The organism is Pseudarthrobacter sp. 902506025 (assembly GCF_040702325.1).
Taxonomy (GTDB): domain Bacteria; phylum Actinomycetota; class Actinomycetes; order Actinomycetales; family Micrococcaceae; genus Arthrobacter.
This window is the reverse complement of sequence record NZ_JBFBKW010000003.1, coordinates 493,412-511,604: the sequence shown is the minus strand read 5'-3', so window position 1 is coordinate 511,604 and position 18,193 is coordinate 493,412. Positions and strand designations below refer to the sequence as shown.

Sequence of the window (18,193 nt, the reverse complement as noted above, 5' to 3'; positions counted from 1 at the left end):
ATTAATAACTCACAATAAGGCTCGGCTTACCGTGTCGCCCGCTAATGTTGCGGGGTGGGGAAAATTCTTGCCGATGTCACGCCGCTCAAGGAAAGCCCCGCATTCCGCCGGCTGTGGCTGGGATCGGCAGTGTCCGCCGTCGGCAGCCAACTCACCCTGGTGGCCGTGAGCCTTGAGGTGTACCGGCTGACCCAGGACAGCTTCTACGTTGGCCTGCTGGGCATCTTCGCGCTGGTTCCCCTGGTGGTGGGCGGCCTGATGGGCGGCTCCATTGCGGACGCGCACGACCGCCGGCGCATCGCCCTGCTGGCCTCCACGGTCCTCTGGCTGACCACCGGCCTGATCGCGCTGCAGGCATGGCTGCAGCTGGGCAACGTGTGGGTGCTGTACCTGCTGGTGGCGCTGCAAAGCGGGGCCCAGGCCATCAACCAGCCGGCCCGCAGTGCCATCATCCCTATGCTCCTGCGCAAGGAACTCCTGCCCGCCGCCAACGCCCTGAGCATGCTGTCCCTGGGCCTGGCCATGACCGCCGGGCCGCTGCTGGCCGGCGTCCTGGTGGCGTGGCTGGGGTTCGGCTGGACATACACCATCGACTTCGCCAGCTTCGCGTTCGTCCTATGGGCCGTCTACCGGCTTCCGCCCATGCCACCCGCCGGAACCCGCAGCAAAGTGGGACTTCGTTCCGTGGTTGAGGGTTTCCGCTTCCTGGGAACGCGCCCCAACCTCCGGATGACCTTCATCATCGACCTCGTGGCCATGGTCCTTGCCCAGCCGCGGGCGCTGCTCCCCGCCGTCGCTGCCCTCATGATCGGAGGCGGCGAGGCGACCGTGGGCATCCTGCTGGCCTGCACCGCCGTCGGGGCCTTCCTGGCCGGCCTGTTCTCCGGTCCGCTGGGCAGCGTGCGCCGCCAGGGGACCGCCGTCGTGGTTTCCGTCATGGGCTGGGGTGCGTCCATTGGCGCCTTCGGCCTGGTGGTGCTGCTCGCCGGGCCCGCGCCGGACGGTGCCGTCACCCTGTGGCTCCTGCCCGCCGCCTTCTGCTGTGCGCTGGCCGGGATCGCCGACTCCATCAGCAGCGTCTTCCGGAACACCATCCTGCAGGCCGCGGCCCCGGACCACCTGCGCGGACGCCTCCAGGGGGTGTTCATCGTGGTGGTGGCCGGCGGCCCCCGGATCGGGGACCTGCTGGCCGGCGGCGCGACTAAGCTCTTGAATGAGGGCTGGGTCCTGCTGCTCGGCGGTGCGCTGTGCATTGCGGGGGCATGGCTCGCGGCGAAACTCCAGCCCGGCTTCCGGAAGTACGATGCCCGGAACCCGGTGCCCTAGCAAGCCGTTCCTTAAGCAAGGAGGAAACGTGCACAACCATCACAACGGCCTGAAGACCGCCGCGCTTTTCGGGGTGCTGTGGGCAGTCCTGCTGGGCCTCGGTGCGATCATCGGGGTCGGCGCCCGCAGTTCGGCGCCCATCTGGATCATGGCCCTGATCGGCGTCGGCACCACGCTCTACGGGTACTGGAACAGCGACAAGATCGCCATCCGCTCCATGCAGGCCTTCCCGGTGACCGAAGCCCAGGCGCCGCAGCTGTACCAGATTGTCCGCGAGCTCTCCATGCGCGCCAACCAGCCCATGCCGCGGATCTACGTCTCGCCCACCCTGAACCCCAACGCCTTCGCCACCGGCCGCAACCCGCAAAACGCCGCCGTCTGCTGCACCGAGGGCATCCTGCGGCTGCTGGACCCGCGCGAACTCCGCGGCGTCCTGGGCCACGAGCTCATGCACGTCTACAACCGCGACATCCTCACCTCGTCCGTGGCCGCAGCGGTCGCCGGCGTGATCACCTCGGTGGGGCAGATGCTGCTGTTCTTCGGCGGCGGAGACCGGCGCAACGCCAACCCGCTGGCCATGATCGCCATGGCCCTGCTGGCACCTTTCGCGGCGTCGCTGATCCAGATGGCCATCTCCCGCACCAGGGAGTACGACGCCGACGAGGACGGTTCGCAGCTCACCGGCGATCCGCTGGCGCTCGCCTCAGCCCTGGCCAAGATCGAGCGCGGCGTCAGTATTGCCCCGCTGCCGCAGGACCAGCGGCTGGTCAACGCCTCGCACCTGATGATCGCCAACCCGTTCCGCGGCGGCGGCATGAACAAGCTGTTCGCCACCCACCCGCCCATGCGGGACCGGATCGCCCGGCTGGAGCGGATGGCGGGCCGGCAGCCGTAGCCGGGACCCGCCGTCGGACATCCGAGCGGCTATGCGAACAGCCCGTCCCCGATGAATCCGCCGGGCTTCACCCCGCCGGGAACGGCGAACAGCCCCGAGCCCGTGTGCTTCAGGTACTCCACGGCCAGGGTGTCGCCCTTGGCCATTGCCATCTGCATGGGGACGTAGTGGCTCCGGGGATCGGTGACGAAGGCGATGAAGAACAGGCCGGCATCGAGGTGGCCTACGCCGTCGGAACCGTCCGTGTAGTTGTAGCCCCGGCGCAGCATCCGGACGCCGCTGTTCTGGCTGGGGTGGGCCATCCGCATGTGGGAATCGAGCGGAATCAGGGGTTTGCCGCCTTTGCCTTGCCGGGTGAAGTCGGGCTCGGTGAATTCCTCGCCGCCGGACAGGGGTGCGCCCGTGCCCTTGGTCCTGCCGATCAGGCCCTCCTGCTCGCCCAGCGACGTCCGGTCCCAGGTCTCGATGTGCATCCGGATCCGCCGCGCCACCAGGTAGCTGCCGCCCGCCAGCCAGGCATCTTCAGGCCGGCCGGCCGTGGCCCACACGTGCTGGTCCAGCAGTTGGTCGTCCTCGACCTTGAGGTTGTTGGTGCCGTCCTTGAAGCCGAAGAGGTTCCGCGGGGTCTGCTGGGCGCGGGTAGTGGACGAGGTCCGGCCGAATCCCAGCTGGGACCACCGCACCCGGACCTTGCCGAACCCGATCCTGGCCAGGTTCCGGATGGCGTGGACGGCAACCTGGGGGTCGTCGGCACAGGCCTGGACCACCAGGTCGCCGCCGCTGCGGGCGGGGTCCAGGTCGTCGCCGGGGAAGTGCGGCAGGTCGATCAGGGCCTCGGGCCGCCGGCCGTCCAGGCCAAACCGGGGCACGCCGTCCTTCTCGAACAGGCCGGCGCCGAAGCCGAAGGTCAGGGTCAGCTTGCCCGCGTTGAGGTCCAGGGCCTCGCCGGTGTCCTCGGGCGGGGCGCCGTAGGGGCCATCCACCGCGCCGGTTGCGCCGGCCGGGCGGCCTTCGGTCAGGGCTTCGGCCGCGCGTGTCCAGTCTTTGAGCAGCTGGATGAGTTCTTCGCGTTTGGTGGTGGTGACGTCGAACGCGGCCATGTGCAGGCGGTCCTGGGCGGGGGTGGTGATGCCGGCCTGGTGGTCCCCGTGGAAGGGGACCACCGGACTGTCGGCGGCAGGAGGTGCCGCGGAGGCCGCCACCGCGTCGTGGCCAAGGAAGCCGGCCGCCAGTCCCGCCGCAGCCCCACCCAGTCCGGCGATGCCAAACAGTCCGCGCCTGCTCAGGCGTGCGCCCGCCGTCGGCCCTTCCCCTCCGGCGGGGTCCAACGGTGCCTGGGTGGAAGCGGGGCCGGTGGCCGGCTCCGAGGCCTCCGGCGCCCGGCCGCTGAACGGGCAGCCGGTCACAGGACCACCGCCGCCGTCAGCCGGGACAGGGGCTCCCCAAGGGCGTCCACCAGGGAGGCCAGCCGCTGGACCTGTTCCGGCGTCAGCTTGTCGTAGGAGGTGAAGGCGGCACCCTGGGCATGGGTGGCGAGTTCGGCCTGCAGCGCGGCGAACTTCTCATCCAGCGATGCGGCCAGTGCGGCATCCTTCTGCTGCAGGGCCGGCTTGAGGTTTTCGAACGCGATGCGGGCACCGTCCACGTTCGCCTGGAAGTCCCAAAGGTCCGTGTGCGACCAGATTTCCTCTTCACCTGTCGCTTTTCCGGTGGCAACTTCATCCAGGAGCTCCTTGGCGCCGTTGCCCAGCATGTCCGCGGAGATCTCCAGTGTGCGGGTGCGCTCAACGAGGTCCTTGGTGTCGGCCACCATGCGGTCGGCGATGGCTGAGCGCTCGGCGGCGGTCAACGCCGTGTAGCCGGCAGGCGGGAACAGGTCCTTCTCCGCGCGGTGCCACCCGGTCCACTCCTGGCCCGGCTCGAGATCGGCCTCGCGGGCGTCAAGCTGCGGGTCCAGGTCCCCGAAGGACTCGGCGACGGGCTCAATCCGCTCCCAGTGCTGGCGCGTTGCGGCGTACAGCCCACGCGCCGTCGCCGCGTCACCGGCAGCGAAGGCCGCGGCGAACTGTTCGGTCCCGGTGAGCAGCTGTTCGCCCTGGTCCTTGACGTAGGACGCGTACTGCGTGGTGGCGGTGTCGAGGAGGTGCTGGAAATCCGCGTCCGCCGGCCGCTGGTTGCCGGACGGGGTGACCTCCAGCGCAGCCCTGATCCCGTCGCCTTCCATGCCGGGCTTGCACGCGGTGGTGTACGTGCCGGCGGGTGCGGTCACCACCAGGTTGCGGCTCAGGCCCGGGCCGATGTTCTCCACCTCGCCAAGGATGCGCAGCCCGTCCGCGGCCAGCAGGTAGAACTCCGTGACTTCGGTACCCTCATTCTTGACCGAGAACGTGAGGTTGCCGCTGGGCACGCTGGTGGCGGAGACCTTGCATTCGCTGTTCGAGCTGACGACGTCAATGGCGCCCCCGGCAGTGTCCGGGGCCTTGGTGTTGTCCGTGCAGCCCGTGAGGATCAACGGCACGGCGACGACCGCGGCGGCCAGGGAAGCGATTTTCGTCCCGGGGACGCGGGCGTTTTTGGGCAGGGTGAAGCCAGGCATGGGGATTCCTTTGGTGCGGGTGAGGGGGATTTAGGCGGCGGCTACGGCCTTGACGGCAGTGTTGTGGGAGCCGGCAGGGCCGGGCGGTGCTTTGCGGTTGATCCGGAGGTACAGGAACAGCACGGGCAGCACGTAGAGCAGCCAGGCTCCGGCCTCCAGCCAGGTGGTGGCGGGGGAGAAGTTGAGGGTGCCCTTGAGCAGGGTGCCGTACCAGGACGACGGCGGGACGGCGCCGCTGATGTCAAAGGCCAGGGAGTGCAGGCCCGGGAGCATTCCGGCTTCCTGGAGGTCATGGATCCCGTAGGACAGCACGCCGCCGGCGATGATGATCAGGGCCGCGCCCGTCCAGGAGAAGAAACGCGAGAGGTTCACTTTCAGGACACCCCGGTGCAGCAGGTAGCCGAAGCCAGCCGCGGCGGCCAGGCCCAGGAGGGCGCCGATGAGCGGCTGGGTGGATTCGCCCGTCGCCTTGGCTGCTGCCCAGAGGAAGAGGGCTGTTTCCAGGCCCTCGCGTCCCACCGCGATGGCGGCCACGACGGCCAGCCCCCAACCTGCTCCGCCCGCGGACCTGTCCACGCGGGATTTCAGGTCGCTGCCCAGGGTCCGTGCGGTGCGTGCCATCCAGAAGACCATCCACGTCACCAGGCCGACGGCGGCGATGGACAGGGTGCCGCCGATGGCCTCCTGCGCTTCGAAGGTGAGGCCTTTGGGGCCGAAGGTCAGCAGGGCGCCGAAGGCAACGGACACTGCAACGGCCGCTGCCACGCCCACCCACAACCGGGGAATGAGATGGCGGCGGTCCGTTTTGGCCAGGTAGGCCATGAGGAGGACCACCACCAGGGTGGCTTCGAGTCCTTCGCGCAGGCCGATCAGGAAATTGGCAGTCATGAAGTGTTCTTTCGCTCAGGCTGCCCTTACTTAGGCAGGCCTAAGGAAGAGATTACCCGGCGCCGTCGATTACGCAAACTAAACGTGCCGTAATTGTCCCCAGATTACCCCCCCGGGGCCCCAAACTCCCGGGCCCCAAGCGCCCTGCCGGTTCCGCGCTGCGTAAAACGGGGGCGACAAGCAAAAAGGCCGGCGCACCCGGAATGCGGGCTGCACCGGCCTCTAGGCGTGGCGTGTAACTTTCTCCGCGTCGAAAACGACGGCGGCGGGTGACTAGCTGCGGAAGTTCACAAACTGCAGGTCTGCTTCCTCGAAGTCCTTCAGCAGCGCCATGGTGGCCTGCAGGTCGTCACGCGACTTGGAGGAAACACGCAGTTCGTCGCCCTGGATCTGCGACTTGACCGACTTGGGTGCTTCGTCGCGGATGAGCTTGTTGATCTTCTTGGCCAGGTCCTGGGCAATGCCTTCCTTGATGGAGGCCTCCAGGCGGTACTCCTTGCCCGAGGCGTAGGGTTCCCCCTCGTCCAGGGACTTCAGCGAGATGCCGCGCTTGATCAGCTTGGACTGGAAAACATCCAGGACGGCCTTGACACGCTCTTCCGAGTTGGCCTTCATGAGGATCTTTTCGCCGCTGAAGTCGATCTCGGCGCCAACGCCCTTGAAGTCATAGCGCTGGGCGATTTCCTTCTGGGACTGGTTGAGCGCGTTGGCCACTTCCTGCTTGTCCACTTTGCTTACGACGTCGAACGTTGACTCGCCTGCCATGACTCTCCTTTGTTGATGGAGCCCCGTGCGGATACAGGGCCTGGATCACTGGCATCCAGCCTAATACGGATGGCCGGGCCGATGGGGGCGGCGCATTCACAGTTCCCTCTCAGCGGACGCACCGGGGGAACGAAGGAGGGCTGGCGAGAGTTGGAGCAGTTGGACCGCAGTTGAAGGGAACACCATGCACCGCAAAGCCGCCCGTTACGTTACCCGGAGCACCAGTACGGCAGCAGGGGCGGTGGCTGCCGCAGCGTCCTCGGTGGCGGCGGCCGCAGTGGCGGCCTCAATTGTCTTCAGTCCCGTGGCGGATGCCTCTGCCCGGATGGACGGGGTCCGCGCCGACCTCCAGCGGGCCGTGCAGCTCAACCAGATCACCGAGGAGCAGGCGCTCAGCTTCGAAGCCAAGCTGGCGGGACGGATCCTGGGGGAGGCCTAAGGGCCGAAATACCCCGCCATTTTGCTGGTTTTGCGGCCACGGAAGGCCCGATTCGATTCTTCGCCGGAAGTTCTGTAAAGTTGTCTTGCCCGCGGTTACTGAAGCGGGAAGGACCGGAAACGGACCCTTCCGCCCACTGCATCGGCGGGTACTTCTTTTGAAGTTCGGCAGATTACCCGAGCGGCCAAAGGGGGCTGACTGTAAATCAGCTGGCAACGCCTACGGGGGTTCGAATCCCTCATCTGCCACCCAATGAGAAGCCTCCGGAACTATCAGGTTCCGGAGGCTTTTTCGTTCCCGCCCCGAACGCGCCATCACTTCCCGCCGGAAATCCGGGGACGCGCGATCACCTCCCGTCCCAATCCCGGGGACGCGCGATCACGTCCGGTCCTGGATCCGGGGACGCGCGATCACGTCCCGTCCCGGATCCGGGGACGCGCGATCACCTCCCGCGTATCCCGCAGTCCGCCGGGCACGTGGCCGCGGCAGTATGTCGGCGAGCTTCACCAAATCTGATGGGGCATCGGCGCGAATGCGGCGGGAGGTGATGGGGCGTTGGAAGGGAAGTGGCGGCAACGCTCCATCCGCCGTCGACACCATGTTGGTGCGGGCGTAATCTGGCAGCATCGGCGCATGTGCTCCGATGCCCTGCGTCGATAATCCATCGATGAAGGAGGATTCAATGAGTGCTGTACGTGAATTCATGACCACTGACGCGCGGTGCGTCAGGGAAACAGAGTCACTGACGGACGCGGCCCGCATGATGATGGACCTCGACTGCGGAGCGCTTCCCATTTGCGGTGACGACGGCAAGCTGAAGGGCATGATCACTGACCGTGACATCGTGCTCAAGTGCGTTGCCGCCGGCCGCGACCCCGGACAGATGATGGCCCGCGAGCTCGCTGCCGGCAAGCCGTTCTGCATCGACGCCGACGCCAACGTTGGTGCAGCCATCGACATGATGGAGCAGCACCAGGTCCGCAGGCTCCCGGTGATCTCGGACCACAAACTGGTAGGCATCATCAGCCAGGGCGATATTGCCCGCAACTACTCCGAACAGCGCGTGGGCGAACTGGTGGAACACATTTCAGAACGCCACGGCGTGTAGCGTGCCACTGGCGCGTCATTGGCTTGTCCGCGGATCCGGCCCTTGAAGGCCCGGATCCGCGGACAAGCTTATGAATCCCGGAATTTCAGTTCAGCGCGACCAGGAGCATGGTGCTGGTCCCGGGAATGCAGGTCTACAGGATCGCCCGGGGAAAGCCGCCGAACACCGAGATGACGTCATTGGTGGTTCCGGGATTTGGCACTGTGCCGCGCCCGGTCACCGTGTACGTTCCGTAACCCGGGATGCTCACAGTCTCACCCACGCCGATTCCTGAGAACCGGGCCCAGCCACCGCAGAAATCGTGTTCGGTGATGAACAGGGAGTAGCCGTCATTGGGGGTGTAGTGGATGGGCCCGATGCAGGCGTCCACCATGGACTGGCCACCCGAACCGGCCACGTAAATGGTCCGGACGGCAGGAGCCGCCGGCGCAACGGCGGCCGGAGCGGATGCCTGCGCAGCAACCGGTGCCGCTGCGGGGGCGGGCGCGGCAGCCGGGACAGGGGCAGGCTCGGCAACTGCGATCGGCGGGCCGGTCAACAGGAGCGTTTCGCCCGGGTAGATGATGCTGTACGCACTCAATCCGTTGGCCGCGAGCATGGCATTCATGTCCACGCCATGGCTGGCCGCGATCGCCCCGACGGTGTCGCCCGGGACCACCGTGTACAGATTGGGGTCGCCGGCAGGTTCGGGGACCGATGCGGCCGTAGGCTCAGGTGCTGCGGGCGGCGGAGCCGGAGCCGGGTCGGCCGGTGGGGCCGGCGCTTCTGCGGCCGGAGCGGCCGCCTGCGCTGCCACTGCTTCCGCCGCGCCGGGAGCGGCTGCAGGAGGTGTTGGGTCGGCGCTGCTTGCCGACGGCGGCGCGGGTGCCTCTGCTACCTGCGCCGCCGCCGTCGTGCTCCCGTTGAGGGACGCGGGCGGGGCCGCCATGGCGCCGACGCCCACCGCCGCCACCACCGCTGCCGTGGCCATGCCGGCCCATAGTTTGTTGCTGATGACCGGCCGGCCGGTGGTGAGGTCGGTGCGGGGTTCGTCGGTGGCGAAGCTTCTGCTGGTGCCGTCGGGGGAGGGGAAGGAAGGCTGGTTCATGGGTTGCCCATCAGTGTTCGGTCCCGCCGGGGCGCTGCGTGCACACCAGGACGCTGGACGAAGCGAGATGTTATTGCGCCGCCGGCTCCGGCGGGGGCCGGAGTCGGAAGCGGCGCAGGTTGGAGGCATCCGCATACCCAGAAAATGCGGGGCTCCGCGTGACGGCAGGAGCTCCCGGAAGCCACCCGGGGGACCTGCCAGTGCGTGTTGGTCCTAGGAATCCCGAGTCTAGGAATGGGGCAACGCAGGGGCACCAGTAGGAGTTACCCGATTTTGCCGGCCCGCTACTCGCCCGGAACGGGGTCGCTACTCGACGCCGGAACGTTGGATACTTGCCGTTAAAAGGGCCGGCGTTCCCGCAGTTCCGCGATCTCCCGCCGCAGAAGGGCGATCTCGCTGACCAGCTCGGCCACCTCGGCCCGCACCGGTTCCTCCACGGCCTCGGCCACCGTTTCGGCTGTGTCTTCCACCCTTTGGACCAGCCAGGAGGCGATGGACGCCGTCACCACACCGAGGACCGCGATCCCGCTCATCATGAGGGCTGTGGCCACCAGGCGGCCGATGGGTGTCACGGGGTACATGTCCCCGTAGCCCACGGTGGTGATGGTGGCGGTGGCCCACCACAGGGCGTCACCGAACGTGGTGATCTTGGCGTCGGGCGCCCACTGTTCCACGTCCAGCACGGCCAGGGCCCCCACGAAAACCAGCAACGCCGCGGACGCTGCCACGTAAGTGACCACCCGGCCGCGCAGCGTTTCGCCCACGGTCCGGTGCAGCACGGACAACAGCGTCACCAGGCGCAGCAGCCGCAGGGGCCGGAAGAACGGCAGCGCCACGATCACCAGCTCGTGCAGGTTCCGGACGAACCACTGCCTGCGGTTTTCCGCCAGCCACAGGTTTGCCGCGTAGTCCAGGACAAAGACGCACCAGGTGACCCACATGGCGCCCTCGAGCCAGTCCGCTCCCGTGCCTTCGATCCGGCCGATCACCTGCCAGGCGTACGCGGCCAGGAACACCAGGCCGGTAGCCATCAAAGGCCACTCCGCCAGGGCCCGGTAGCGTTGCTGCGTCATGCAGGAAATCCTACGGGGCTGGGGTACGGGCCGCCCTCCCGCAAAATGTTACCGGCGGGTAACATTGAGGCATGCACCTGCTCCTGAGAACCCTCCTTATGCTCTTCCGCTCCGGCCGCCGTCCACCGTTGGCGGTGTGGGACCCGTCGTCCCTGCCCCTGCGCGTCCTTCCCACGGACATCGACATCGCCATGCACGTCAACAACGGCATGTACCTGTCCCTGATGGACCTGGGCCGGTTCGACCTGATGGTGCGCAGCGGCGTCTGGAAGCGGATGCGCCGCCGCGGCTGGAGCCCGGTGGTGTCCGCGGAGACCATTTCCTTCCGCAAATCCCTGCAGCTGTGGCAGGAGTACGCCATCGAAACCCGCATCATCGGGCTGGACACCAAGGCAATCTTCTTCGAGCAGCGCATGGTGTCCGACGGCGAAATCTACGCGCGTGCCTATATCGCCACCCGGCTGGTCACCAGGACGGGCCCGGTCAGCCAGGAAGACATCCTTGAGGAGTTCGGCGCCCCGCCGGCGGACCTGGTCCTTCCCGAATGGATCCACGAATGGCGGGCCTCAAGTGCCCTGCCCGGCAGCCGCACCCCGGCACCGCATCTCTGGGATGCCACCGCCTGAACCCGGCCGGCCGCCGTCGTCCCTCCGGTATTCCCAATGACGCGGGGAGCGAACAAGCGCGACAGTCCCCGGCCGGACGCGTACCGTGGACACATGGCTACCCTTGACATCACAGGTGAACAGTTCGCATCGACGATTGAAGGAAACGACATTGTCCTGGTCGATTTCTGGGCAGAATGGTGCGGCCCCTGCAAGCAGTTCGGCCCCACTTACTCGTCAGTCTCCGAGAAGCACCCGGACGTCCTCTTCACCAAGGTGGACACCGAAGCGGAGCAGCAGCTCGCCGCGGAGGCAGGCATAACCTCCATTCCCACGCTGATGGCCTTCCGTGAAAAGGTGCTGGTGTTCTCCCAGCCCGGCGCCCTCAATGCCCAGCAGCTGGAACAGGTGGTGGACGCCGTGAAGGCGCTGGACATGGACGAGGTCCACGCCCATGTGGCCAAGCAGCGCGAAGAAGCGGCAGCCGCGGCGGCCAAGCCTGCCGGCCAGGGCGGCCCGCAGGACGGCACCCAGATTCCCGACTTCTAAAAACCGGTTAAACGCAGAATGCGGGACCTCCCTCCGGAGGTCCCGCATTCTGCGTTTAACGGCTGCGCTAGACGCGTTCCACCTTGACCGGTTCGGCCAGCAGCGCGCTCAGCGATTCGTTCAGGTCCTGCACGGCGATGCCCTTGGAGTGCCTGTCCAGGTCCTCTTCGGAGGCCCACTGCTCGGTCAGGACCAGCTTCTCTTCAGTGGCTTCGGTCAGTTCGTACTGGATGCAGCCTGGCTCCTTCACCACCTCGTCGATGGCGATTTCCAGGGCCAGCTTGACGCGGTGGAACTCGCCGTCGTTGGGGATGAACGTTGCTATCAGGTCAATGGGTGCACTCATGGATTTCACAATACCGGGCGCCCGGGAACGAACCGGCAGTGTTGCGGTGCCGGCATGCTTCTCCTGCCGGGATCCTGTTGGTAGCGTGCCATCATGCGTGCTTACACAGCCGGGGACACTGACGTCCCGCTCCTGGAGGAAACCATCGGCGCGAACTTCGAGCGCGTCGCCGCGCAGTTTCCCCTCCACGACGCCCTCATCGAGGCCGCACCCGTGCCGGGCGCTGACGCCCGCCGCTGGAGCTACACCAAGATGAACGACGACGTCGACCGGCTGGCCCGCGCGCTCCTCGCCCTGGGCGTCGCCAAGGGGGAGAGGGTGGGCATCTGGAGCCCCAACTGCGCCGAGTGGACGCTGCTGCAGTACGCCACCGCCAAGATGGGTGCCATCCTGGTCAACGTCAACCCCGCGTACCGCAGCCACGAACTGGAGTTCGTGGTCAAGCAGAACGGCATGCGCATGCTGGTCACGGCGCCGTCGGACGCCAACAGCGACTACGTGGCCATGGGCCGCCAGGCCCTCCTTACCTGCCCGGACCTGAGGGAACTCGTCTTCCTGCCGGACCATGGCCTGGACGCGCTGAAAGCCGGCAGCCCCCAAAGCGACGCCGAACTCACGTACGCCGAGCTGCTCAAGCGCGCTGACGCCGTCGCGCATTCGCACCTGGTGGCCCGTATGGCCGAACTCAGCCCGCACGATCCCATCAACCTGCAGTACACCTCCGGAACCACCGGCTTCCCCAAGGGGGCCACGCTGACGCACCACAACATCCTGAACAACGGTTTTGCGATCGGCGAGCTGCTGGGCTACACCGAGCATGACCGCGTGGTGATCCCCGTGCCGTTCTACCACTGCTTCGGCATGGTGATCGGCAACCTCAACGCCCTCAGCCACGGCGCCGCCACCATCATCCCGGGCCGGGGCTTCTCACCCGCCGCCGCGCTCGAGGCCGTCCAGGACTTCCACGGCACCTCCCTGTACGGCGTGCCCACCATGTTCATCGCCGAGCTCGCACTGCCCGACTTCGGTTCCTACGATCTGTCCACGCTCCGCACAGGGGTCATGGCGGGTTCGCTGTGTCCCATCGAGGTGATGAACCGGGTCATCTCGGAAATGAACATGGTGGACGTGGCCATCTGCTACGGCATGACCGAGACCTCGCCGGTGTCCACCATGACCCGCAAGGGCGACACCCTGCAGCAGCGCACCGAGACCGTGGGCCGCACCATGCCGCAGCTGGAAAGCAAGATCGTGGATCCTGCCACCGGGGAGGACCTGGAACGCGGGCAGATCGGCGAACTCTGCACCCGCGGCTACGCCGTCATGGCCGGATACTGGAACCAGCCGGACAAGACCGCCGAGGCCATCGACGCAGAGGGCTGGATGCACACCGGGGACCTGGCCCGCATGGACGAGGACGGCTATGTGGTGGTGGAGGGCCGCATCAAGGACATGGTGATCCGCGGCGGCGAAAACATCTACCCCCGCGAAATCGAGGAATTCCTCTACACCCACCCGGACATCCAGGACGTCCAGGTCATCGGGGTCCCGGATCAGCGGTATGGCGAGGAACTCATGGCCTGCATTATCCTCAAGCCGGGGGCCGGGCCCCTCGACGCCGGGGCCCTCGCAGAGTTCTGCCGCGGGCGGCTGGCCCACTACAAGATTCCCCGCTATGTGGAAGTTCGGGAGAGCTTCCCCATGACGGTCTCGGGCAAGATCCGCAAAGTCCAGATGCGCGAGGAGGCCGTGGCCCGGCTGGGCCTCTGACTACCCGGGCTGCTGCACCAGGTCGAAGCGGACTTCGCCCTCGCAGATGGAGGTGATCCGGACCGTGTAGCCGTCGAAGGATGCCTGCTGGCCGAGAGCGAGCCCGCGGAACTCTCTTGACGCGGGGCTGCCACCGGAAAGGAGGGCAACCGACAAGTCCGCGGTCACCGGGTCATTCTTCAGGTGCGTACTGGAAAGCCGGACCAGGGGTGGCTCCGCTGTGGAGGTTGCTGGAAGCCGCGGGAATGAGCCGTTGGCTGATGGGACCACCTTGTAGTTTCCAGTGCTGGTGCAGCTTGGACTGGAAGCGCGCCCTTGGCCTTTCGTGGCTACTGCCTGCGGCTTCGAATCAACCGTTGTTTCGGTCTGGGCACAGCCGGCGAGGGTCAGGGCCGAGGACAGGGCTGCCAGGACAAGGAGCCAGCCCCACGCCTCCGAATTTCGCGCCATGAGCCGACCGGCCTCAGGATTGTCCATCGGGCTGCTGCACCAGATCGAAGCGGACTTCGCCGTCGCAGATCGAGGTGATCTTGATGGTGCAGCCGTTATGGGAAGCTTCGGAGCCGGGCTGCAGGCCATTGAAGTAGGCCGGAGTGGGATCAGGGGCATCTGCCGCCATGGACAAGTCGGCAGTTGCAGGGGAGGCAGCGGCCTTCGTGCCAGCCAGCCCCACAGTCGGCGTGAACTTGTCGCGATGGCAGGAGCGGCCATCACCGCACCACCGCAGTGCAGGCCTCGCGGGTCCTATGAATTACTGCCACGTCTTTCCCCCAAATCAGTCCCAGCCTCCAACACAGCCTATGGGACGGCGGACAAAGGCGGGATGGGGAGAACTGCCCTAGCCCTCCAAGGAGCCCCTGGAGGTGCGGCGTGATACCTGGATAACCGCAAGGGCAGCCAGCACGACTCCTGCCAGCCCTACCGCTGCCAAGAGTTGCCGGGAGGGGCCTTCAGGTGCCGTCAGGGCTCGGAGGGCACCTCGCCCGCCGCGTCCCCGGTCCGCGCTGGTGACTTCGTTGGCCGGGATATTCCACTCCTCCTGGGAGGGGAAGATTCCGGGTGGGAGCTGCACCTCGCGCAGTTCCCGCCGGGCGGCGAGCCGCTCGCGGACCTCCGGGTTCGGGGCCGGTTCCAGGTTGTCCGCGGCGATGGCCGTGGGGTAGTCGATGATGTAGGGCTCACCGTAAAACGCCGACGACGCCACGGACTCCACCCAGGTGCCGGGAGGCGGGGCGACGCCGCGCGCGGCAAAGGCTGTATGCAGCATGTCCCGGATTTCCTCGAGGCTCCTGCCTCCGGCGTCGCGCGACACGTCGAAGATGGCCAGCTGCAGCTTGAGCTTCTGCTCCGCGTCCGGGTCTTGGGCGTCCGGATCCAGGACCGCGGGATCCTGGGACGTCCCGGGCACAGCCTCGGCGTTTGGGTTGGTGCTGCCTGTTTCGGAGCTCATGGGATCCTTTCGGTCGAGGTTGCCTGCCAGCCTGGTGCCGTCCAGCCGGACGGGTGTGGCACCCCGCGGGGCCACCCCATACCGGCTCCGTACCCTCTGGCACGGAGATCAAGCGTTTCCAGGCGGCCGGAAGTGCCGTGCAGGTCAGTGCCCCCGGTGGTCCTGGATGGTCATCCGCGGGCCAAAGGTGGGTTTGCGGAAGCCGGTGGCCTGGATCATCCTGACCACGCGCTGGCGGTGCCCCCGCCAGGGCTCCAGCAGGCGGAGCATCCCGGCGTCGTCGGTCCGGCGTCCGGTCAGTGCGGCCCCCACGTAGGCCGCGAGGTGGTAGTCGCCCACCGAGATCGAGTCCGGGCAGCCGTGGGTGCGCTGCACCACCTCGGCCGCGGTCCACACCCCAATCCCCGGGATGGCCTGCATCTTCTCCGCTGCCTCCAGCGCGGGGAGCGCCGCGAGGCGTTCAAGCGCGGCGGCGGAGCGCAGGGCGCGCATGACGGTGGCGGAGCGCTGGGGTCCCACTCCGGCCTTGTGCCACTCCCAGCTGGGAACCTGCAGCCACTGGGAGGCCGTCGGTGCCACGAGCAAACCGCCCGGCGTGGACGTCCCTGCCAGGGGCGCCGGAGTTCCGTAGCGGTGCACCAGGTAGCGGTAGGCACGCCGCGCCTCGATCACCGTCACCTTCTGCTCCAGGATGATCGGCACCAGCTGGTCCACCATGCGGCCGCTTGAAGGCAGCCGGACCGCCAGGCTGCGGCGCCGGGCCTCCCGCACCATGCGCGGCAGCGTGGCATGGAAGGCCGGTTCATCGAAACCCTGCCAGTCGTCGTCGGCTCCCAACAGGCGGGGCGCCGACTGCACGGCAGCTGCGGCGCCGGGGCCCCACGCCTGGATATCCACCAACGGCGCGCCCACATCGCCGCCACCCGAGGGGGCGAGCCGCATGGTGGCCGCACCGTCCGGCGTCGTAAAGGCATTCCAGACGACGTCCCCCTGCACGCAGAAGGAGGGATCGCTGTTGCCGCGCAGGAGCGGGCCAATGGTCCGGGAAAGACTGTAGGGGGCCTCCGGATACCACCGCAGGGACACGTCCGCCGCGGCTGCCAGCCGGGGAGGTGCCTCTGCGATCGTCATGCCTTCAATCGTCCCACGGACCACTGACAGCGGCGGGACCATCGGCCCTTACGCGCACTGCGGCCCCGGATTAGGATCGCCGCGTGTGGCACCCGGGCGCCTGCGCGGCAAGGCACCCAACCAGCAGACAAGCACAGGAACACGGAGGGCAACCATGGGCGGCGTAGTGCATTTCGAGATCCCGGCGGACGACCAGGAACGGGCCAGGAAATTCTACCGGGACGCCCTGGGCTGGCGGATCGAACCGGTGCCCGGCATGGACTACAACATGGTCATCACCACGGACATGGACGACGCCGGGCAATCAACAACTCCCGGGGCCATCAACGGCGGGATGATGGCCCGCGAAGGACAGATAACCAGCCCGGTCATCACCATCGATGTGCCGGATATCAACTCAACCCTGAAGTCCGTAGAGGAATCCGGCGGTTCCGTGCTCATACCCAAAAACGAAGTTCCCGGCATGGGGTACACGGCCTACTTCAAGGACTCCGAAGGCAACGTCATGGGCCTCTGGGAGAACCTCCCCGCCGGGGCCGCCGGCGCATAGCATGCGCCTGCACCGGGGCAGCAGGACGCGCCCATGAGTACGGTCATCCAGGTGCTTGCAGTCATCACCGGGATAACCCTTATCACTGTGGGCCTGCTGGAAGCTTTCCGGTACACGGACCAGCGCCTCCATCCCATCTTCCTGATCAGGCCGGAAGATACTTCCGCGGTGCGCCTTTGGACCATCAACGTGGGGTTCTACAACATCGTCTGGGGTTTGTTCGGGATATCCGGGGTGGTCCTCGCCAATGCCGGCCAGGTCACGGTGGGCCGGACCATCGTGGCCATGATGTCCATTGCCCACGCCATCCTCGGCGTCGTGCTGATCATCAGTGAACCCCGGCTGTGGATCAGCGGCATTGGCCAGGCGTTCCTCCCTGCCGTAATCCTCTGGCTGATGTTCGTGGGGTAAGGCGTGCCGTTGCTCAGGGCATTCCGGACACGGCCCACAGAGCCAGGACGGCCAGCGGCACGGTCAGGGCCGCCGCCACCAGCCCCGCCGCTGCGAACCCGCCCCACCTGATGGGCACGTTCAGCACCCGGAGCCGTTCGTGCCACAGCAGCGTGGCCAGCGAGGCCCACGGGGTCACCAGCGGGCCGAGGTTCACCCCGATGAGGAGTGCTGCGAGCCGTGCCGGGGAACCGGCCACCGGCTCCAGCGCCAGGTAGGCGGGGAGGTTGTTGGCAGCATTGGCCGCGCCGGCGCCGAGGCCGGCCAGCTGCAGGAGGGCAGGCAGGCTGTCCCCGGTCCCGGCCACACCCGCCAGCAGGGTGGTGAGGCCGTGCGCGTGCAGGGCCTCCATCAGCATGAACAGCCCCACCGTCAGCATCAGCGGCCGCCAGGGCACCATGGACCACCGCAGAGCAGAGGGCCGGCGCCGGAGGAAGACCGCCACCAGGACGGCGGCGGCGGCCAGTGCCGGGTACTGGACCGGCAGTCCGGATACCAGCGCGGGCAGCAGGACCACCAGCGTGATCCCCGCGGCTTTCAGCAGGGTCCGGTCGCGGACAGGATGCGCAGGTTGCGGTCTGTACGTTCCGCGCAGGTCCCGCCGGAACGCCAGCCACAGCAGGGCAAGGGGGACCAGTAGGCCAACCAGGGCCGGAGCCCACACCAGCCCGGCGAAGCGCAAGGGGCTCAGGCCCAGCCGGTCCTGCGCCAGGAGGTTGGTCAGGTTGGACACCGGCAGCAGCAGGGACGCGGTATTGGCCAGCCAGATGCTGGTCAACGCGAACGGCAGCGGCGGGATCCGGGCGTGGACGGCAAGCAGGACCACCACGGGTGTGACCAGCACCGCCGTCGTATCCAGGGACAGGAACACCGTGGACACCGTAGCCACAGCCAGCACCAGGAGCCACAGCAGGAAGACGCGGCCCCGGCCCAGGGCGGCCAGGCGGTCCGTCACCACCCGGAACAGCCCTGCCTCGTCCACCAGTTCGGTGACCAGGGACATGGCCAGCACGAAGGCCAGGATGGGAATGGTCCGGGACGCCAGGTCCCCGAAGGCGGGAAAGGGCAGCACCCCGGATGCCAGGGTGGCCACGCCCGCTGCCAGGGTTGCGCCGGGCAGCAGGTAGCTGCGGGTGGCTCTCAGCCATGCGAACTGCTTCACCGG

The 18,193-nt window shown here is 67.4% G+C and carries 21 protein-coding genes and 1 tRNA gene; 10 read left to right on the top strand and 12 right to left on the bottom strand.

From position 1 onward, the window contains the following. Window positions 1-54 precede the first annotated feature (54 nt). Window positions 55-1,326 (top strand): MFS transporter, encoded by a 1,272-nt coding sequence (locus AB0280_RS09650; protein WP_366367044.1) that lies wholly within the window; start codon window positions 55-57, stop codon window positions 1,324-1,326. Window positions 1,327-1,354: 28 nt separating this feature from the next. After that, entirely contained in the window at window positions 1,355-2,221 is an 867-nt protein-coding gene (gene htpX, locus AB0280_RS09645) for a zinc metalloprotease HtpX (RefSeq protein WP_366367043.1), read from the top strand. 29 nt (window positions 2,222-2,250) lie between these two features. Here htpX and efeB read toward each other — a convergent pair whose 3' ends face one another. The 4 genes from efeB to AB0280_RS09625 all read right to left on the bottom strand — a co-directional run bounded on the left by efeB (window position 2,251) and on the right by AB0280_RS09625 (window position 6,470). Continuing rightward, window positions 2,251-3,627 (bottom strand): iron uptake transporter deferrochelatase/peroxidase subunit, encoded by a 1,377-nt coding sequence (gene efeB / locus AB0280_RS09640; protein WP_425328594.1) that lies wholly within the window; start codon window positions 3,625-3,627, stop codon window positions 2,251-2,253. Next, entirely contained in the window at window positions 3,624-4,817 is a 1,194-nt protein-coding gene (gene efeO, locus AB0280_RS09635; RefSeq protein WP_307492577.1) for an iron uptake system protein EfeO, read from the bottom strand. Before efeO ends, efeB begins: the two co-directional genes overlap by 4 nt. A 30-nt stretch (window positions 4,818-4,847) precedes the next feature. After that, window positions 4,848-5,705 (bottom strand): iron uptake transporter permease EfeU, encoded by an 858-nt coding sequence (gene efeU / locus AB0280_RS09630; protein WP_366367041.1) that lies wholly within the window; start codon window positions 5,703-5,705, stop codon window positions 4,848-4,850. 273 nt (window positions 5,706-5,978) lie between these two features. Beyond that, window positions 5,979-6,470 (bottom strand): YajQ family cyclic di-GMP-binding protein, encoded by a 492-nt coding sequence (locus AB0280_RS09625; protein WP_159631240.1) that lies wholly within the window; start codon window positions 6,468-6,470, stop codon window positions 5,979-5,981. A 184-nt stretch (window positions 6,471-6,654) separates the two neighbouring features. Here AB0280_RS09625 and AB0280_RS09620 point away from each other — a divergent pair, with 184 nt between their 5' ends. From AB0280_RS09620 to AB0280_RS09610, 3 genes are all read left to right on the top strand, one after another. Continuing rightward, entirely contained in the window at window positions 6,655-6,909 is a 255-nt protein-coding gene (locus tag AB0280_RS09620) for a hypothetical protein (protein WP_224026718.1), read from the top strand. A 166-nt stretch (window positions 6,910-7,075) separates the two neighbouring features. Then, window positions 7,076-7,157: transfer RNA gene (locus AB0280_RS09615), tRNA-Tyr, on the top strand. 434 nt (window positions 7,158-7,591) lie between these two features. Continuing rightward, window positions 7,592-8,017, top strand: a complete 426-nt coding sequence (locus tag AB0280_RS09610; protein WP_366367039.1) for a CBS domain-containing protein — start codon at window positions 7,592-7,594, stop codon at window positions 8,015-8,017. A 133-nt stretch (window positions 8,018-8,150) separates the two neighbouring features. Here the strand turns inward: AB0280_RS09610 and AB0280_RS09605 are convergent, their stop codons facing one another. Together AB0280_RS09605 and AB0280_RS09600 are read right to left on the bottom strand one after the other, a co-directional pair. Beyond that, on the bottom strand, window positions 8,151-9,104 hold the full coding sequence (locus AB0280_RS09605; protein ID WP_366367037.1) for a LysM peptidoglycan-binding domain-containing protein: 954 nt from the start codon (window positions 9,102-9,104) through the stop codon (window positions 8,151-8,153). A 338-nt stretch (window positions 9,105-9,442) separates the two neighbouring features. Next, on the bottom strand, window positions 9,443-10,177 hold the full coding sequence (locus AB0280_RS09600; RefSeq protein WP_366367034.1) for a potassium channel family protein: 735 nt from the start codon (window positions 10,175-10,177) through the stop codon (window positions 9,443-9,445). Window positions 10,178-10,248: 71 nt separating this feature from the next. Between AB0280_RS09600 and AB0280_RS09595 the strand changes: the two genes are divergently transcribed. Together AB0280_RS09595 and AB0280_RS09590 are read left to right on the top strand one after the other, a co-directional pair. Beyond that, window positions 10,249-10,803: an acyl-CoA thioesterase gene (locus tag AB0280_RS09595; RefSeq protein WP_275179680.1), complete on the top strand. Its 555-nt coding sequence runs from the start codon at window positions 10,249-10,251 to the stop codon at window positions 10,801-10,803. Window positions 10,804-10,896: 93 nt separating this feature from the next. Then, on the top strand, window positions 10,897-11,331 hold the full coding sequence (locus AB0280_RS09590) for a thioredoxin family protein (protein ID WP_366367032.1): 435 nt from the start codon (window positions 10,897-10,899) through the stop codon (window positions 11,329-11,331). A gap of 67 nt (window positions 11,332-11,398) precedes the next feature. Here the strand turns inward: AB0280_RS09590 and AB0280_RS09585 are convergent, their stop codons facing one another. Beyond that, entirely contained in the window at window positions 11,399-11,677 is a 279-nt protein-coding gene (locus tag AB0280_RS09585; RefSeq protein ID WP_159631253.1) for a putative quinol monooxygenase, read from the bottom strand. Window positions 11,678-11,770: 93 nt separating this feature from the next. Between AB0280_RS09585 and AB0280_RS09580 the strand changes: the two genes are divergently transcribed. Further along, window positions 11,771-13,447, top strand: coding sequence for an AMP-binding protein (locus AB0280_RS09580; protein ID WP_366367029.1), 1,677 nt, complete (start codon window positions 11,771-11,773; stop codon window positions 13,445-13,447). On the opposite strand, the gene AB0280_RS09575 is transcribed toward AB0280_RS09580, so the two are convergent. The 4 genes from AB0280_RS09575 to AB0280_RS09560 form a co-directional block, all read right to left on the bottom strand. After that, window positions 13,448-13,897 (bottom strand): hypothetical protein, encoded by a 450-nt coding sequence (locus AB0280_RS09575; protein ID WP_307492590.1) that lies wholly within the window; start codon window positions 13,895-13,897, stop codon window positions 13,448-13,450. A 13-nt stretch (window positions 13,898-13,910) separates the two neighbouring features. After that, complete coding sequence (locus tag AB0280_RS09570) at window positions 13,911-14,066, bottom strand: hypothetical protein (protein ID WP_159631257.1); 156 nt, start codon at window positions 14,064-14,066, stop codon at window positions 13,911-13,913. Between the two features lie 219 nt (window positions 14,067-14,285). Next, entirely contained in the window at window positions 14,286-14,897 is a 612-nt protein-coding gene (locus AB0280_RS09565) for a hypothetical protein (protein ID WP_159631259.1), read from the bottom strand. Between the two features lie 144 nt (window positions 14,898-15,041). Then, window positions 15,042-16,028, bottom strand: coding sequence for a DNA-3-methyladenine glycosylase family protein (locus tag AB0280_RS09560; protein WP_159631261.1), 987 nt, complete (start codon window positions 16,026-16,028; stop codon window positions 15,042-15,044). A gap of 154 nt (window positions 16,029-16,182) precedes the next feature. Here AB0280_RS09560 and AB0280_RS09555 point away from each other — a divergent pair, with 154 nt between their 5' ends. Further along, window positions 16,183-16,578, top strand: a complete 396-nt coding sequence (locus AB0280_RS09555) for a VOC family protein (protein ID WP_307492610.1) — start codon at window positions 16,183-16,185, stop codon at window positions 16,576-16,578. 33 nt (window positions 16,579-16,611) lie between these two features. After that, complete coding sequence (locus AB0280_RS09550) at window positions 16,612-16,989, top strand: DUF1304 family protein (protein ID WP_141159697.1); 378 nt, start codon at window positions 16,612-16,614, stop codon at window positions 16,987-16,989. A 13-nt stretch (window positions 16,990-17,002) separates the two neighbouring features. Here the strand turns inward: AB0280_RS09550 and AB0280_RS09545 are convergent, their stop codons facing one another. Next, window positions 17,003-18,190, bottom strand: coding sequence for an SLC13 family permease (locus AB0280_RS09545; RefSeq protein WP_366367026.1), 1,188 nt, complete (start codon window positions 18,188-18,190; stop codon window positions 17,003-17,005). Window positions 18,191-18,193 lie beyond the last annotated feature (3 nt).

Excerpts from the sequence above, each read along its gene's own strand:
- AB0280_RS09590 (WP_366367032.1), top strand. The coding sequence starts at position 10,897 with ATGGCTACCCTTGACATCACAGGTGAACAGTTCGCATCGACGATTGAA.
- efeU (WP_366367041.1), bottom strand. The coding sequence starts at position 5,705 with ATGACTGCCAATTTCCTGATCGGCCTGCGCGAAGGACTCGAAGCCACC.
- AB0280_RS09560 (WP_159631261.1), bottom strand. The coding sequence starts at position 16,028 with ATGACGATCGCAGAGGCACCTCCCCGGCTGGCAGCCGCGGCGGACGTG.
- AB0280_RS09575 (WP_307492590.1), bottom strand. The coding sequence starts at position 13,897 with ATGGCGCGAAATTCGGAGGCGTGGGGCTGGCTCCTTGTCCTGGCAGCC.
- AB0280_RS09605 (WP_366367037.1), bottom strand. The coding sequence starts at position 9,104 with ATGAACCAGCCTTCCTTCCCCTCCCCCGACGGCACCAGCAGAAGCTTC.
- AB0280_RS09550 (WP_141159697.1), top strand. The coding sequence starts at position 16,612 with ATGAGTACGGTCATCCAGGTGCTTGCAGTCATCACCGGGATAACCCTT.
- efeO (WP_307492577.1), bottom strand. The coding sequence starts at position 4,817 with ATGCCTGGCTTCACCCTGCCCAAAAACGCCCGCGTCCCCGGGACGAAA.
- AB0280_RS09600 (WP_366367034.1), bottom strand. The coding sequence starts at position 10,177 with ATGACGCAGCAACGCTACCGGGCCCTGGCGGAGTGGCCTTTGATGGCT.
- AB0280_RS09570 (WP_159631257.1), bottom strand. The coding sequence starts at position 14,066 with ATGGCGGCAGATGCCCCTGATCCCACTCCGGCCTACTTCAATGGCCTG.
- AB0280_RS09580 (WP_366367029.1), top strand. The coding sequence starts at position 11,771 with ATGCGTGCTTACACAGCCGGGGACACTGACGTCCCGCTCCTGGAGGAA.
- AB0280_RS09585 (WP_159631253.1), bottom strand. The coding sequence starts at position 11,677 with ATGAGTGCACCCATTGACCTGATAGCAACGTTCATCCCCAACGACGGC.
- AB0280_RS09555 (WP_307492610.1), top strand. The coding sequence starts at position 16,183 with ATGGGCGGCGTAGTGCATTTCGAGATCCCGGCGGACGACCAGGAACGG.
- AB0280_RS09565 (WP_159631259.1), bottom strand. The coding sequence starts at position 14,897 with ATGAGCTCCGAAACAGGCAGCACCAACCCAAACGCCGAGGCTGTGCCC.
- AB0280_RS09595 (WP_275179680.1), top strand. The coding sequence starts at position 10,249 with ATGCACCTGCTCCTGAGAACCCTCCTTATGCTCTTCCGCTCCGGCCGC.
- AB0280_RS09620 (WP_224026718.1), top strand. The coding sequence starts at position 6,655 with ATGCACCGCAAAGCCGCCCGTTACGTTACCCGGAGCACCAGTACGGCA.
- AB0280_RS09625 (WP_159631240.1), bottom strand. The coding sequence starts at position 6,470 with ATGGCAGGCGAGTCAACGTTCGACGTCGTAAGCAAAGTGGACAAGCAG.
- AB0280_RS09610 (WP_366367039.1), top strand. The coding sequence starts at position 7,592 with ATGAGTGCTGTACGTGAATTCATGACCACTGACGCGCGGTGCGTCAGG.